Consider the following 14170-nt stretch of genomic DNA (forward strand, 5'->3'; position numbering starts at 1 on the left):
CACAGTCAGGGAGAATGAAAATGACAATTTTAAAAGACATGAACGAACTGAACTGGTACGAAGTCTGCAATCTGGATGAGATCACTCCGAATACCGGTGTGGCAGCCCTGATTGAAGATCAGCAGATTGCAATTTTTCGCGTGGGTCAGGAACAGCGGGTTTATGCACTCAGCAATCAGGATCCGTTTAGTCTGGCCAATGTCATGGCACGTGGCATTCTGGGTGATCTGCAAGGTGAGCGTGTAGTCGCATCCCCAATTTACAAGCAGCATTTCAGTCTGGTGACCGGTCGTTGTCTGGAAGAACAAGAGCAGAAATTACTGGTATTTCCAACCCGAATTGAAAATGGCAAAGTTCTGGTGAGTCCGACTCCACAAAAAACTTATATTTCCAGTAATGGTCAAAACACAGAGCGCTTAAAACTGGTACTGATCGGGAATGGACTGGCGGGTATGCGTTGTCTGGAAGACTTGCTGGATATGGCGCCAGATCGTTATGACATTACCGTGATTGGGGAAGAGCCATGGGGCAATTACAACCGGATCATGTTGTCACCGGTATTGTCTGGTGAGAAAAGCTTTGCCGAAATTATGCTGCATTCAGCCGACTGGTATGCTGAAAAAGGCATTCGATTCATTGCTGGGGATGCTGCCATCGCTATCGACCGTTCGCGTAAACAGGTCCACACCCAAAAAGGCGAAGTCGTTGCTTATGATCGTCTGATTCTCGCCACTGGTTCCAAACCCTTCATGCCACCTATTCCGGGTGCTGAACTTGAAGGCGTGATTAGCTTCCGGGATATTCAGGATGTTAACCGCATGCTGGATTACTGCAAAACCAAGCAAAATGCCGTCGTGATTGGAGGTGGGTTGCTGGGTCTAGAAGCAGCTTATGGACTGAAGCAGCAGGGGATGAATGTAACTGTGCTGCATCTGATGGACCGTATTATGGATCGTCAACTGGATATGAAAGCCAGTCAAATGCTGAAAAAATCAATTGAAGATAAAGGTATCCGGATCATTACCGAAGCCAACACCGAAGAGCTTCTCGGTATTGATGGTCACGTGACTCAACTGCGTTTAAAAGACGGGACAGTGCTGGATGCCGATTTGGTGGTCTTTGCCGTCGGGATTCGACCAAATAAAACTTTGGCTGAGCAGGCTGGCTTGCGCTGCAATCGTGGGGTGCTGGTGAATGACACCATGCAGACTTATGACCCAAGTATTTATGCGGTAGGTGAATGTATTGAGCATCGTGGTCAGACCTTTGGACTGGTTGAGCCATTATGGGGACAGGCCTTTATCTGTGCGACGCATCTGGCTGAACATGGCCGACTGACCTTTAAGGCACCGACTGTTCCGACCCAACTCAAGGTCAGTGGATGTGATGTCTTCTCGGCAGGCAATTTCGAACCTCAGGATGATTTTGAAGATATCGTGCTGAATGATGAAAAACGTCAGATCTATAAACGGATCATTATTCAGCAGGACAAGGTCATTGGTGCGGTGCTATTTGGCGATACCGAAGATGGGGCTTGGTATGCAGAACTGATTGCAGACCAGACACCAATTAGTAATATCCGCAGCAAACTGCTTTTTGGTCGGGATTTTGCATTAAAAAAGGCAGGGTAATCGGATAAACCTCCTCCAAACCCTCTTTGAAAAAGAGGGGAACCTCCCTCCTTTGCTAAAGGAGGGTTGGGGAGGATTAAAACTTTTGAGATATAGAAAATATTTAAATCAAACCTGTAAAAACTAGATATCAGCGTTTTGGTGAAACACGTGAATTTGGATGATTAAGGAGCACAGCAGCAATGAATAGTATTCCGGTTATGGAACTAGATAGCTCTACTGAATCCCAAATAAAAACTACTCAGACGACCTGTCCTTATTGTGGAGTAGGCTGTGGCGTCATCGCGCACGTAAGCCAAACCCCGATGGGTGAAAAGGTTCAGATTGAAGGCGATGTTCAGCATCCTGCGAACTTGGGCAAGTTGTGTATTAAAGGCAGTCATCTTGCCGATACACTTGGCTTAAAAACCCGGCTTCTGCATCCGATGACAGGTCGAAAAGAACAGCGGCAAATAAGCACTTGGGATCATGCCATTTCTAGTATTGCCAATAAATTTCAGCAATGTATTGATCAATATGGACGCGACAGCATCGCCTTTTATGTCTCCGGCCAGCTTTTGACTGAAGACTATTATGTGGTGAACAAGTTTGTAAAAGGCTATCTGGGTACTGCCAATATTGATACCAATTCAAGACTGTGCATGTCATCTGCTGTGGCGGCACATAAACGGGCTTTTGGCGAAGACCTGGTACCAGCCAGCTATACAGATTTTGAGCAGACAGAAATGGTGGTTCTGGTCGGTTCCAATACTGCCTGGTGCCATCCGGTGCTTTATCAGCGCATCATGAAAGCCAAGGAAGAGCGGGATTTATTCGTGGTGGTGATTGATCCGCGCTTTACTGCAACCTGTGAAGCGGCAGATTTACACTTGCCGATTTTACCAGGTCAGGATGTCGCGCTGTTTAATGGCTTGTTGCAGTATCTTCAGCAAAATGGTCATGCCGATCTGGATTTTGTTACCCAACATACTCAAGGTCTGGAGCAGGCGCTTGCCAGCAGTTCGACAGAGTCATCGATTGAAAGTGTGGCAAAACGTACTGGTATTGCTATTGAAAAATTAACCTTATTTTTTCAGAAATTTGCCCAAACCGAAAAAATCATGAGCCTGTTTTCCATGGGCGTAAACCAATCCTCTCAAGGAGTAGACAAAGCCAATAGCATTATCAACTGTCATTTATTGACAGGAAAAATAGGCAAACCCGGTTCGGCACCTTTTTCCATGACCGGACAGCCGAATGCGATGGGCGGACGGGAAGTCGGGGGGCTGGCCAATATGCTGGCCAGTCATCTGGATCTGGATAATCCGCAGCATCAGCAACTGGTGCAGGATTTCTGGCAAAGCCCGGTCATCGCGCGGCAGCCCGGATTAAAAGCGGTAGATTTATTTCAAGCGGTTGAAAGCGGGAAAATCAAGGCCATCTGGATTATGGCCACCAATCCGATCGTGAGTTTGCCCGATGCAGATCAGGTTAAACGCGCTCTGGAAAAGTGTGAATTTGTGGTCGTTTCCGATATTTGTCTCGACACCGATACCACGCAATATGCCGATGTACTGTTACCGGCATTGGGTTGGGGCGAAAAAGATGGCACAGTCACCAATTCGGAGCGCCGTATTTCCCGGCAAAAGGCTTTTTTGCCGGCTCCGGGTGAAGCCAAAGCAGACTGGTGGGCCATTTCTCGGGTGGCTCAGGTCTTAGGTTTTCGCGGTTTTGACTTTAGCAATAGCCATGACATTTTTCTGGAACATGCCCGTTTATCTGCCTATCAGAATGGTTCACTTTCGCAACGCGCAGATACGCCAAATTTCCGCTATTTCAACCTGCAAGGTTTAACTCAACTCGGTTTTGTGGAATATCAGCATCTGACACCGATTCAGTGGCCGGTCTGGGATAAGCAAGAAGTTCATCAGATTGGTCAACTATTTAGTCAAGGCCAGTTTAGTCATGTAGATGGCAAAGCCAGATTGGTGCCAACAGTTGCAGCCGATCCGGTACATGCTATTTCTGCTGAATATCCTCTGATCTTGAATACCGGACGCATTCGCGATCAATGGCACACCATGAGCCGTACCGGATTATCTGCCAGTTTATCCCAGCATCGTGCCGAGCCTTATTGTGAGCTGCATCCGCACGATGCGCTAAAATATGGCCTGAAAGATGCCGAGCTGGTCGAGGTGAAATCGGCTTGGGGAAGTTGTGTACTCCGTGTGCAATTTTCACAAAATATGCGACGTGGCCAGATTTTTGCACCGATTCACTGGAACGACCAGTTTGCGTCCGATGCGCGGATTGGCAAAGTGGTGAATCCGGTGATTGACCCGATTTCCGGCGAGCCAGAGTTTAAGCATACTCCGGTGATGATCCAGCCATTTTATACTCAGTGGCAGGGCGTGCTGTATGTACGGGAAGGCTTTGAACAACAGATCCAGACCATGATTGAAAATATGGTGTGGTGGAACAAAATTCAAACCACTCAGGCCATCCGTTATGAACTGGCAGACCGGCGCCGTTTTTCTGAGATCACCGGGCAGATCAAGAGCTTGTTAGCCTTTGATGATGAAAGCTTTGAATGGCTGAATCTCGAAGATCAAACGGCGCATATCAGTCATAGTGTAGTGCTTCAGGATGGCCAGTTAATTGCCAGTTTTTATATCGCACCGGCGGCACTATTGCCAGATCGTGACTGGGTGGCAGGCCTGTTTAGACGTGAACGTCTGAGTGCATTGCATCGTAAAGCATTGCTGGCAGGTCAGGCCATGTCGATGGGAAATAGTGAAGGACCATTGGTCTGTAGCTGTTTTAAGGTCGGCAAGAACCGAATTATTCAAACCATTAAAGATAAAAATATCACGCATGAAAAACAGGTGACTGCATGTCTAAAAGCTGGAGGAAATTGTGGTTCATGTTTGCCAGAAATTAGAGGCCTGATTAAGGCCTGCCAGACGGAGTACATAGAATGAAAAGAAGAGTGATGAAGACGGTGTCTTATCCGGAAACTGACGTGGTGATCCTGGCCGGAGGTTTAGCGCGGCGCATGAATGGCATCAATAAATTGCTGCACAAATTTGATGATGAAATCCAGCTCATTAAAATCCATCAGCAGTTGAAGTCCCGGGCAAAAAAAGTCTGGGTCAATAGCCATCGGGATCATTCCATTTATAAACGGATGATTCCTTCGATCGACTTTTATCAGGACGATGAACCCGGCTTTCATGGACCATTGATGGGCATGAAGAGCGCATGGTCACATGTACAATCTGATTATGTGCTGTTCGTGCCTTGTGATGTGACCTATATTCCCAAAAAGGTCATTTCACGTTTACATCAGGCCCTGCAACGACATCCTTTATGTGAAGTGGCGGTAGTTGAAATCAATGAAAAGGCATTGTTTCCATTCTGTCTGATGAAACGCAGCAGCTTACCCACTCTTATACAACATCTTGAAAATGATCAGCACAGTTTAAAACTCTGTTTTGCTGACATGCATATGCAGCGGGCAAGTTTTAAAAATCGTGCCCTGTTTTTCCACAGTATTAATTCATTTGACGAGCTACAGCAGCATCAACAGCTTAACTTTCTTTAGCATTTAAAATGCTAAAAGCCGAATCATCATATTCTGGCTCACCAAAATATTGCTTTTTTTATTTTTCGAACAAAATTTCGGACTAAAAAAGAACAAATATTATCCATTAATATTATTTAAAAATAAATTTGTGCAAAGTTGGAACACTTATTGCTCATTCATTGTGAAGAAATAGGGCAGTAAATCAAGACTGTTAAATAACCGTGCAGATCTCATCATGGACCGCAGCAATGAACAGCATGAAAGTTTTAGCATCTCGCAGTATCTTTCAGGATCAGTTTGGACGCCAGAAACGTAAGTTGCGAATATCAGTGACTGACCGCTGTAATTTCAAATGCAGCTATTGCATGCCTGAACATCCGGAATGGATGAATAAAAAAGATTTGCTCAGTTTTGAAGCCCTGTATGCTTTTTGCGAGTTTATGGTGCGACACGGGATTGAGCAGATCCGGGTGACGGGGGGCGAACCGTTGATGCGCCAAGGCATCGTTCATTTTATTGCCCGCTTACAGACGCTGAAAGCCTTTGGCCTTAAACGTATTTCCATGACCAGCAATGGCCATTATTTAAAAGATTATGCCCAGCCGCTTAAACAGGCAGGACTGGACGACCTGAATATCAGTCTGGACAGTCTTGATCCAAAGCAGTTTCAGCAACTGACCCAAAAACAGTTACAGCCTGTACTTCAAGGTATTTCTGCCGCGCAGCAGGCAGGGTTGTCCGTCAAGATAAATAGTGTGCTCATCAAAGGCATCAATGACAATCAGATTATTCCTCTCGTAAAATGGGCACAGTATCAGGCTGTAGAACTGCGTTTTATTGAGTTTATGCCCCTCGATGGCGATCAGAAATGGAATCCGTCTGATGTCATCAGTGAGCAGGACATCCTGGATCAACTGAAAACTGAATTTGATGTCCAGGTATCTCAAGGTCAAGGCGCCAATCCAGCCCGTGGCTATCTGGTCAATGGGCAGCCTTTGGGTATTATTTCTACCATTACCCATTCATTTTGCGGTGATTGTGACCGTCTGCGCCTCAATGCCCAAGGTGAATTTTATAACTGTTTATTTGCCAGACAAGGCCTGAACCTTAAGGCAGATATCGAACAACTGGCGCTGGATCATTTCGCCACACAGACATTTCAACACAAGCTCCACGCTTATATCTGGCATAAAGAGGCCGGCTTCCATGCGATCCAGCAATCACCAATACAAAAGCCGATCCGCAAAATCAGCATGCACAGCATTGGAGGATAAATATGTCTCTCACTCAGCAAAAATTAATTCATATCAAAATAGAAGCCTTCGGTGCGATTGAACGACAACTTCCAGCAGATTTAAATTTGCAATGCGAGTCTGAAATTCATGTTTCTGAAGTCCTGAACCAGTTGCTATCCATTTATCCTGATATACAGACCATGCTGGAACGCTGCGCCTGTGCAATCGGTGAAGACATTATTTCCAGACAGAATGTTTTAAATCGGGACAGTACGCTGGTGCTGTTATCGCCGGTAGCAGGAGGCTGAGATGCAACTCAAACCATTAAAACAATTTGCCCGAATCCAGCAGACTGCTTTCAGGATGGAGGATTTTGATGGTATTCAGTATTTTCCGGAATGTGGTGGAATCGGCATCTTTGTCGGAACAGTACGTAACCATCATCAGGGGAAAGCTGTGCGTGCCCTGAAATATACCGCCTATGCGCCTGTGGCTGAAAAAATGATTCGTGAAATTGAACAGCAGATCCAGATCAAATACCAGGTGTCTTATGTGCGGGTAGTGCACCGTATTGGTGAGCTGGAGGTTGGGGAAACAGCCATTATTGCTATGGCTTATGCGGCCCATCGTCGTGAGGCCTTCGCTGCCTGTGAGGAAGCTGTGGAACGGGTGAAGCATGAGGTTCCGGTCTGGAAAGAAGAGTTTTATCTGGATGGTAGCAGCCAGTATGTGGAAGGCTGTTGTATTCGAAAAGATCATGGACCTGAAACTAATCACTCTCATCATGCAGAAGAAGCGCATTGTCACCATCACCATGTAGCAGAACACGCTTGCCAATCACCATCTAATTAAATGCGTCCAATGAGGATGCATAAGATGAATCACTTTAAAACAGATTTTAAAAATTAGCCTGGGATGAATCATGAAAAATGTAGGGATGAAAGCAGAAAGTTACCGTACAGCAATTGCCACTGGAATCCTGCATGCACCGCCACATTGCATTGAGCTGCTACGTAATGGCAATACTGAAAAAGGTGATGCCCTGAAAACAGCACGCATTGCCGGCATTCTAGGTGCCAAACGGACCGATGAGCTGATTCCATTGTGCCATCCATTACCGATTTATCGTGCCGATGTGGAATATGAACTGTGTGATGCACATATCGAAATTATTGCTACCGTTGAAACCATTGGACCAACTGGTGTGGAAATGGAAGCTTTGACCGCAGTCAGTCTGGCAGGTCTGACCTTGTATGACATGCTGAAGCCGCATTGTGAACCGGAAGATTTGTCGCTGGATCAATGCAGGTTGCAGCAGAAAAAAGGCGGAAAATCACATTTTACCCGCGTACTTAAAGAGAGTCTGTCCGCTTCAGTTATTGTACTGTCCGATACGGTTGCAGCAGGTAAAAAGCCGGACACTGCCGGACAAAACGTACTGGAAATTTTGCAAGAGGCTAATTTTGACGCTATTAATTATCAGGTCATTCCCGATAGCCCAGAACAGCTATTGACCCTGATTGAACAGCAGAAAAATCAGTATCCGCTGATTCTAACTGTGGGCGGTACTGGATTGGGTCCTAAAGACCTGACAGTTGAGACTCTGCAACCTTTGCTGCAACGGGAAATTCCAGGCTTGATGGAAGCTTCACGTAGTTTTGGGCAGAAACGTACACCTTATGCGGCATTAAGTCGTGGCGTGGCTGGCTATATTGAGAACAGTCTGGTGATGACCCTACCGGGAAGTCGTCAGGGTGCGAAAGAATCTCTGATCGCGGTACTTCCGGCTTTGGTGCACTTGTTTGATGTGCAAAAAAATATCCCACATGCGGGGGGCTATCAATGAATCAGGCACTATCACATTCAGCCTGCGGTGCTGAACCGGGACTGATTTCTGTTGATCAGGCACTGCAGATGTTACTTGAGCAGACGCATATCTTGGTAGCTGAAAGCCTGCCGCTTGCTCGGGCTCTGAATCGCTATCTGGCAGAGGCGATTGATTCGGCCATACCATTGCCGCTGTTTTCACAAAGTGCTGTAGATGGCTATGCGCTTTGCAGTCCAGAAAATGTTAGTGCTCACAGCACTTTTGAACTCATTGGAGAGATTCGGGCAGGGCAAAGTACTGAAATTGAACTGCGGCCAGGTCAGGCGGTCCGGATTTTTACCGGTGCCAGGATTCCAGCAGGAACTACAACGGTCGCCCGTCAGGAAATTGTCAAATGCCATGCCAATCAAATCATTATTACAACAGACCTAAAGCCTCATACGGATATACGTGATGCAGGCGAGGAAATCGCACAAGGGCAGCGTCTGGCAGATGCAGGTCAAAAACTGCATGTAGGTGCAATTGCAGCTTTGAGCATGGCAGGCGTAAAGCAGGTTTCAGTCTATCGTTATCCTAAAGTTGCTGTTGTGATTACTGGAGATGAAGTCGCTTCCAGCATTGAAGACCTGAATTCCGGAAAAATCTTTGACGCCAATGCTCCACTGATTCAGGCCTGGTTTCAATCACAGGGTCAAAACGTAGATATTCTGCATGTTTCAGATAATGAGTATGAGCTGCAAACGTTAATACATCGTCTTAAAAACCAATACGACTTCATATTGACCACAGGCGGGGTTTCGGTGGGTGATTATGATTTCATTCGTCCTGTTGCCCTGGAGCAGGGTTTTGAGCAGATTTTCTGGAAAGTGAAGCAGAAGCCCGGAAAACCAATGTTATTTGCCAAGTATCGTCGAGATGATCAAGGTTACTGTTATCTCTTGGGTTTGCCGGGAAATCCGGCTGCTGTGTATGTCGGGATGCAAATCTATACGGCAACTTTACTGAATGCCTTACAAGGGCAAAAGCAGTCACCTGCATGGCTTAGTGCGGTGATGACGCATGATTTGAAAGCGGATGCACGTGAACGTTTTTTAAGAATGGCTGCAGAATTTGATCAGGGTACTTTAAAGCTCAAAAGCCTGGCGAAACAGCAGTCGCATATGTTGAGTAATCTGATGCAGGCCAATTGTCTGGTACGTATTCCGGCAGCAACAGAAATCCAAGCCGGGCATGTGGTACAAGGTTTACTGATTTGAAATGCCTGTCGCAATTCTCAATATTCGAATCACATAGAATGAGAAAGATGGATTTATTCAAAGTTCTACTCACTGGCGTGCTGTTGACTAGCCCCATGCTGTATGCCGAAACAGTTAAAATATATGCCGCAGCCAGCCTGACCAATGCGATTACTGATATTTCCAGACTATATGAGCAACAGCATCGGGACATCCAGATCGTTCCGGTTTTTGCTGCGTCTTCGGTATTGGCGAAACAAATTGCGGCGGGAGCCAGCAGTGATCTATTTTTCTCTGCAGACCTGGACTGGATGAATGATCTGATCAAGAAACAAAAAATTCAGATCGGTCAGATTCGACCTTTGCTTTTGAATGAACTCGTATTGATTAGTCCTATTCAGCAAAAAAATCATTTTAAAATGTCAGCCGACTTTAATCTTGCTAAAGCCTTTCAAGGCTATCTATGTACCGGACAAATGGAATCGGTGCCTGCCGGAAAATATGCCAAGCAAAGCTTAACCCGGCTAGGGTGGTTGAATCCGCTTCGGGGCAGAATAGTCGGTACGGATAGCGTTCGTTCAACCTTGGCTTTTGTAGAACGTGGCGAATGTCAGGTCGGCATTGTGTATAGAACTGATGCCTTGATGAGTAAAAAAGTTAAAATTTCAGGAGTATTTCCAGCCAGTACACATCGTCCGATTGTGTATCCAATCGCTTTAACCCGGCAGGGCCAGAAAAATCAGGCAGCAGTCCAATTTTCTGAATTTATCCAGACGAGTCCAAGGGCCAGGCAGATTTTCCAGAAATATGGTTTTAAGCTTAAGGTAGGCTAACTGCTCATGCTTACACCAGAAGAACTGAGTGCCTTAGCGCTTTCAGCCAAAGTAGCGGGCTTTGCCACAGCGGTGTGTCTGCCATTTGCTATCGCCGTAGCATGGTTACTGGCGCGTTATGAATTCAGGGCCAAATTTCTTGTAGAGGCGATATTGCAGATGCCCATGGTGCTACCGCCGGTGGTACTGGGCTATCTTCTGCTCCTGCTGTTTGGTCATCAGGGGATGTTAGGGCAATATCTACATAAATGGGGAATTCAGCTGATATTTAACTGGAAAGGTGCGGTACTGGCAGCAATGATTGTGGCATTTCCTTTAATGGTTCAACCAATTCGCTTGTCTTTTCAAATGATCAACCGGCAGTTAGAACAGGTGGCAGGATCTTTGGGCGCCACACCATGGCGGGTATTCTGTAGCATTAGCCTGCCTCTGGCTTTGCCTGGAATTTTAATCGGTAGCATTTTATGTTTCAGCCGCAGTCTCGGAGAATTTGGTGCCACCATTACCTTTGTTGGCAATATTCCAGAAGAAACCCGCACGATTCCCATCGCCATTTATAGTCTGTTACAGCAGCCTGATGGAGAAAGCATGGCCATGCGTCTGGTCATTTTATCTCTGATTTTGGCTTTTTCTGCCTTGATTGCAAATTACTGGATCATGCAGAAGTATCAACGTAAATTGGAGGGCTAAGATGCTGAAGTGTGATTTTCAGTTTAATTACGCAAATTTCCAGCTACAGGCCAGTCTGGATATGCAGACACAATTGATTGGTATTGTGGGAGCCTCAGGAAGTGGGAAAAGCACCTTTTTAAAAAATATTGCAGGGCTATTAAAACCATCACAAGGCTTTATTCATTTTCAGCAAAAAATATTATTTGATCATCAGCAGAAACTGAATATTCCTGTTCATCAAAGAAAAATTGCCCTGATTTTTCAGCAAGCCCTACTGTTTCCGCATCTGAATGTCATGCAGAATTTGAAATATGCAGAACAGCTAAATATAAAAAATAAAGGTCAGCAGAAATTTACGTTTGAAGACATTGTGGAGTTACTCGAATTAAAGCCACTACTTCGGCATCGGGCGCATCAGCTTTCTGGTGGACAGGCACAGCGCGTTTCTATCGGTCGTGCACTTTTATCTTCTCCCGACCTATTACTTTTGGATGAGCCTTTAAATGGACTGGATCAAAAGCTGAAAAACCAGATTTTACCTTTTCTGAAAATTGTGATTCATCAAACAGATTTACCCATGATTTATGTGACTCATCATGTAGATGAAGTGGCGTATTTACAGGCACAACTGCTGCATTTTGAAAAGGGAAAAATTATTTGATCCAGCCCTGCACCGATTTAAACCAGCAATGACTCCGGGCAGGTCATCCTATCGCTGTTTTGCTCATAATTTCTCAGAAGATATCTATTTTTCTCTCTATTTTTAAGAAAGAAAAGTCTAAATTTGAAAGTGAAATAAAAATTATTTTATATAAAAGAATAGTTTATTTTATGTTAAAAATAATCTGGCATGACCTATGCATATATCTGATTAAAGTCAAAGAAGACTCAACATTTGTATGACGGCCAATGACGTCCGTTCTGATCGTTACTGATATGCCTCGGCATCACAGTGACTTAAATACGTTCAGTTCTGGTAAGGAAATGGCTATGTCTTCAAATACAAGTCTCAATAAAGCAACAAAAATAAGTCTATTTAATTTCAGTAGTTCAGCGATGCGGGCCTTCCATATGAGTTGGCTCGCTTTTTTTGTCTGTTTTTTTGCATGGTTTGCCTGTGCACCTTTAATGCCCGTCATTGCCGGTGAATTCAGCCTGACCAAAGAGCAGATCGCCAATATCAATATTGCCGCAGTCGCGATTACCATTCTGGTGCGTCTGATCGTGGGGCCATTGTGTGATAAATATGGTCCGCGTAAAACCTATACCGCCTTACTGATTATTGGCAGTATTCCGGTGTTTGGTGTGGCGTCGGCCAACAGTTATGAATCTTTCTTGTTTTTCCGTTTATTGATTGGCGCCATCGGTGCCAGCTTCGTGATTACTCAATATCATACCAGTATCATGTTTGCGCCAAATGTGGTGGGAACGGCAAATGCAACTACAGCAGGTTGGGGGAATGCCGGTGGCGGTGCGACTCAAGCCCTGATGCCTTTAATGCTGGCTGCTTTGGTGATGTTCGGTGTAGAACAGGCAATGGGATGGAGAATTGCACTTCTGGTTCCTGGTATTCTGATGATCATTGTCGGTGTACTGTACTGGAAATTCACCCAAGACTGTCCACAAGGCAATTTTAAAGAACTCCGTGCTGAAGGTATTTCTGTTGGTAGCGATAAAAAAGGCGGCCTTGCAATCTTGATGCATGCCGCACGTAACTACCGTGTGTGGATTTTGTTTGGAGCTTATGCAGCCTGTTTTGGTATTGAAATTTTCATCCATAACATTATTGCCTTGTACTTTGTCGACAACTTCCAGTTTGGCCTAAAAGAAGCAGGCATGGCTGCCGGGATTTTTGGTTTACTGGCATTGTTTGCCCGTGCCTTGGGTGGCATTGTTTCAGACAAAGTTGCGATTCAAAAAGGTCTGGATGGTCGAACCAAAGTCCTGTTTGCCTTGATCATGCTGGAAGGTCTGTTTCTTATTCTGTTTTCGCAAATGAATAGTGCAACCTTGGCGATCATGGCAATGACCATCTTTGCCTTGTTTACTCATATGGCATGTGGCGCTACCTATGCACTGGTACCTTTTATCGACCGTGATGCCTTGGGTGGTGTGGCCGGTATTATTGGAGCAGGTGGCAATGTCGGCGCGGTAGCTGCAGGTTTCCTGTTAAAAGGCATGCTGGATATTCAAACCACTTTGATGGTACTGGGTAGCTTGGTGGTGATTGCTGCAAGTTGTGTGTTGATGATCCGCTTCTCTGTCGAACATAAAGAAAAAGAACAGCTGTTATATGAACAGGCAGTAAATGAACGTCATCTGGCGGAAGCACAGCAATAACACTACATTCCTGATTTAAAATGAATGAACAAAAAGGATAGCAATATCCTTTTTGTTGTTTTTGCTAACTCACTAATAAAATGATGAACCCAATATTCAGGATGGGAAAGTATTATTTAAACAGGACAGGAGGATTGAATTCATCGAATAAAAATAAAATTATTTATAGGTTGTAAGTTTAATTTGAGATGAAAAAATTATATATATTTTAATAACGATTTTAAAAAATAAATGAATTTAATGAGTGCAGATAAAATAAAAGCCATTTTCAAAATGGCTTTTATTTTTAGAATGATAAATTAATAGGTTTTGTAAGGTAAAAACTTTCCGGATAATACGACGTTCACCCGATCTCCGTTTGGATTATTCTCACGTTGAATATCCATATTGAAATCAATTGCACTCATAATTCCATCACCAAATTCTTCATGGATCAGTTCTTTAATAGTCATACCATAGACGCTGACAACCTCATACCAGCGATAAATCAGCGGATCTGTCGGCACGCTAGTTGGCAGAGAACCTTTATAGGGTACGATTTGCAGCCAGGCGATGGCTTCATCAGTCAATCCAAATATTTCACCAATTTTTTCTGCCTGTTCTTTATTAAAAGCCATCTGACCCAAACATGCGGCTGTCACCCATTCTTTAGAAAGGCCTATTGTTTCAGCGACATCTGCCCATTTGATAGACTTTAAAACTTTCGCTGAAATAATCATGTCTGTCACTTGTTGACGATGGCTAATCATAATCTTCTCCAATAGCTATATTTAAAAAATGACCGCTATAGATAATGCAGAGATTGTGCCAATATAATTATAAGGATGAAAT

General features: G+C 44.7%; 13 protein-coding genes. 12 read left to right on the plus strand and 1 reads right to left on the minus strand.

The genetic code is table 11. The features are described from left to right. The first annotated feature begins 20 nt into the window (after nt 1-20). The 12 genes from nirD (at nt 21) to Q9R21_RS10705 (ending at nt 13339) form a co-directional block, all read left to right on the plus strand. On the plus strand, nt 21-1631 hold the full coding sequence (gene nirD, locus Q9R21_RS10650; RefSeq protein ID WP_004280358.1) for a nitrite reductase small subunit NirD: 1611 nt from the start codon (nt 21-23) through the stop codon (nt 1629-1631). 182 nt (nt 1632-1813) lie between these two features. Further along, on the plus strand, nt 1814-4591 hold the full coding sequence (locus Q9R21_RS10655; protein ID WP_311204448.1) for a molybdopterin-dependent oxidoreductase: 2778 nt from the start codon (nt 1814-1816) through the stop codon (nt 4589-4591). Beyond that, nucleotides 4588-5214, plus strand: coding sequence for an NTP transferase domain-containing protein (locus Q9R21_RS10660; protein ID WP_311204449.1), 627 nt, complete (start codon nt 4588-4590; stop codon nt 5212-5214). Before Q9R21_RS10655 ends, Q9R21_RS10660 begins: the two co-directional genes overlap by 4 nt. Nucleotides 5215-5444: 230 nt before the next feature. Continuing rightward, on the plus strand, nt 5445-6470 hold the full coding sequence (gene moaA / locus Q9R21_RS10665) for a GTP 3',8-cyclase MoaA (protein WP_311204450.1): 1026 nt from the start codon (nt 5445-5447) through the stop codon (nt 6468-6470). A gap of 2 nt (nt 6471-6472) precedes the next feature. Beyond that, on the plus strand, nt 6473-6739 hold the full coding sequence (locus Q9R21_RS10670) for a MoaD/ThiS family protein (protein WP_114541240.1): 267 nt from the start codon (nt 6473-6475) through the stop codon (nt 6737-6739). A 1-nt stretch (nt 6740) separates the two neighbouring features. Then, on the plus strand, nt 6741-7283 hold the full coding sequence (locus Q9R21_RS10675; RefSeq protein WP_114541241.1) for a molybdenum cofactor biosynthesis protein MoaE: 543 nt from the start codon (nt 6741-6743) through the stop codon (nt 7281-7283). Nucleotides 7284-7353: 70 nt separating this feature from the next. After that, complete coding sequence (gene moaCB, locus Q9R21_RS10680; RefSeq protein ID WP_114541242.1) at nt 7354-8277, plus strand: bifunctional molybdenum cofactor biosynthesis protein MoaC/MoaB; 924 nt, start codon at nt 7354-7356, stop codon at nt 8275-8277. Continuing rightward, nucleotides 8274-9515: a molybdopterin molybdotransferase MoeA gene (locus Q9R21_RS10685; RefSeq protein ID WP_311204451.1), complete on the plus strand. Its 1242-nt coding sequence runs from the start codon at nt 8274-8276 to the stop codon at nt 9513-9515. The genes moaCB and Q9R21_RS10685 overlap by 4 nt, the downstream gene beginning before the upstream one ends. Before the next feature lie 47 nt (nt 9516-9562). Continuing rightward, complete coding sequence (gene modA / locus Q9R21_RS10690) at nt 9563-10327, plus strand: molybdate ABC transporter substrate-binding protein (protein ID WP_005251840.1); 765 nt, start codon at nt 9563-9565, stop codon at nt 10325-10327. A gap of 6 nt (nt 10328-10333) precedes the next feature. Next, nucleotides 10334-11017: a molybdate ABC transporter permease subunit gene (gene modB, locus Q9R21_RS10695; protein ID WP_005096929.1), complete on the plus strand. Its 684-nt coding sequence runs from the start codon at nt 10334-10336 to the stop codon at nt 11015-11017. 1 nt (nt 11018) lies between these two features. Then, nucleotides 11019-11660: an ATP-binding cassette domain-containing protein gene (locus Q9R21_RS10700; protein WP_005096928.1), complete on the plus strand. Its 642-nt coding sequence runs from the start codon at nt 11019-11021 to the stop codon at nt 11658-11660. Between the two features lie 329 nt (nt 11661-11989). After that, nucleotides 11990-13339, plus strand: coding sequence for an MFS transporter (locus Q9R21_RS10705; RefSeq protein ID WP_071851172.1), 1350 nt, complete (start codon nt 11990-11992; stop codon nt 13337-13339). A gap of 299 nt (nt 13340-13638) precedes the next feature. Here the strand turns inward: Q9R21_RS10705 and cynS are convergent, their stop codons facing one another. Next, on the minus strand, nt 13639-14088 hold the full coding sequence (gene cynS, locus Q9R21_RS10710; RefSeq protein ID WP_004280338.1) for a cyanase: 450 nt from the start codon (nt 14086-14088) through the stop codon (nt 13639-13641). Nucleotides 14089-14170: the final 82 nt, after the last annotated feature.

The organism is Acinetobacter sp. RG5 (assembly GCF_031844265.1).
In the GTDB taxonomy this organism is placed as follows: Bacteria; Pseudomonadota; Gammaproteobacteria; order Pseudomonadales; family Moraxellaceae; genus Acinetobacter.

Bases quoted from the DNA above. Each gene is read 5' to 3' on its own strand.
- nirD (WP_004280358.1), top strand. From the start codon at position 21: ATGACAATTTTAAAAGACATGAACGAACTGAACTGGTACGAAGTCTGC.
- Q9R21_RS10655 (WP_311204448.1), top strand. From the start codon at position 1,814: ATGAATAGTATTCCGGTTATGGAACTAGATAGCTCTACTGAATCCCAA.
- Q9R21_RS10660 (WP_311204449.1), top strand. From the start codon at position 4,588: ATGAAAAGAAGAGTGATGAAGACGGTGTCTTATCCGGAAACTGACGTG.
- moaA (WP_311204450.1), top strand. From the start codon at position 5,445: ATGAACAGCATGAAAGTTTTAGCATCTCGCAGTATCTTTCAGGATCAG.
- Q9R21_RS10670 (WP_114541240.1), top strand. From the start codon at position 6,473: ATGTCTCTCACTCAGCAAAAATTAATTCATATCAAAATAGAAGCCTTC.
- Q9R21_RS10675 (WP_114541241.1), top strand. From the start codon at position 6,741: ATGCAACTCAAACCATTAAAACAATTTGCCCGAATCCAGCAGACTGCT.
- moaCB (WP_114541242.1), top strand. From the start codon at position 7,354: ATGAAAAATGTAGGGATGAAAGCAGAAAGTTACCGTACAGCAATTGCC.
- Q9R21_RS10685 (WP_311204451.1), top strand. From the start codon at position 8,274: ATGAATCAGGCACTATCACATTCAGCCTGCGGTGCTGAACCGGGACTG.
- modA (WP_005251840.1), top strand. From the start codon at position 9,563: ATGGATTTATTCAAAGTTCTACTCACTGGCGTGCTGTTGACTAGCCCC.
- modB (WP_005096929.1), top strand. From the start codon at position 10,334: ATGCTTACACCAGAAGAACTGAGTGCCTTAGCGCTTTCAGCCAAAGTA.
- Q9R21_RS10700 (WP_005096928.1), top strand. From the start codon at position 11,019: ATGCTGAAGTGTGATTTTCAGTTTAATTACGCAAATTTCCAGCTACAG.
- Q9R21_RS10705 (WP_071851172.1), top strand. From the start codon at position 11,990: ATGTCTTCAAATACAAGTCTCAATAAAGCAACAAAAATAAGTCTATTT.
- cynS (WP_004280338.1), bottom strand. From the start codon at position 14,088: ATGATTAGCCATCGTCAACAAGTGACAGACATGATTATTTCAGCGAAA.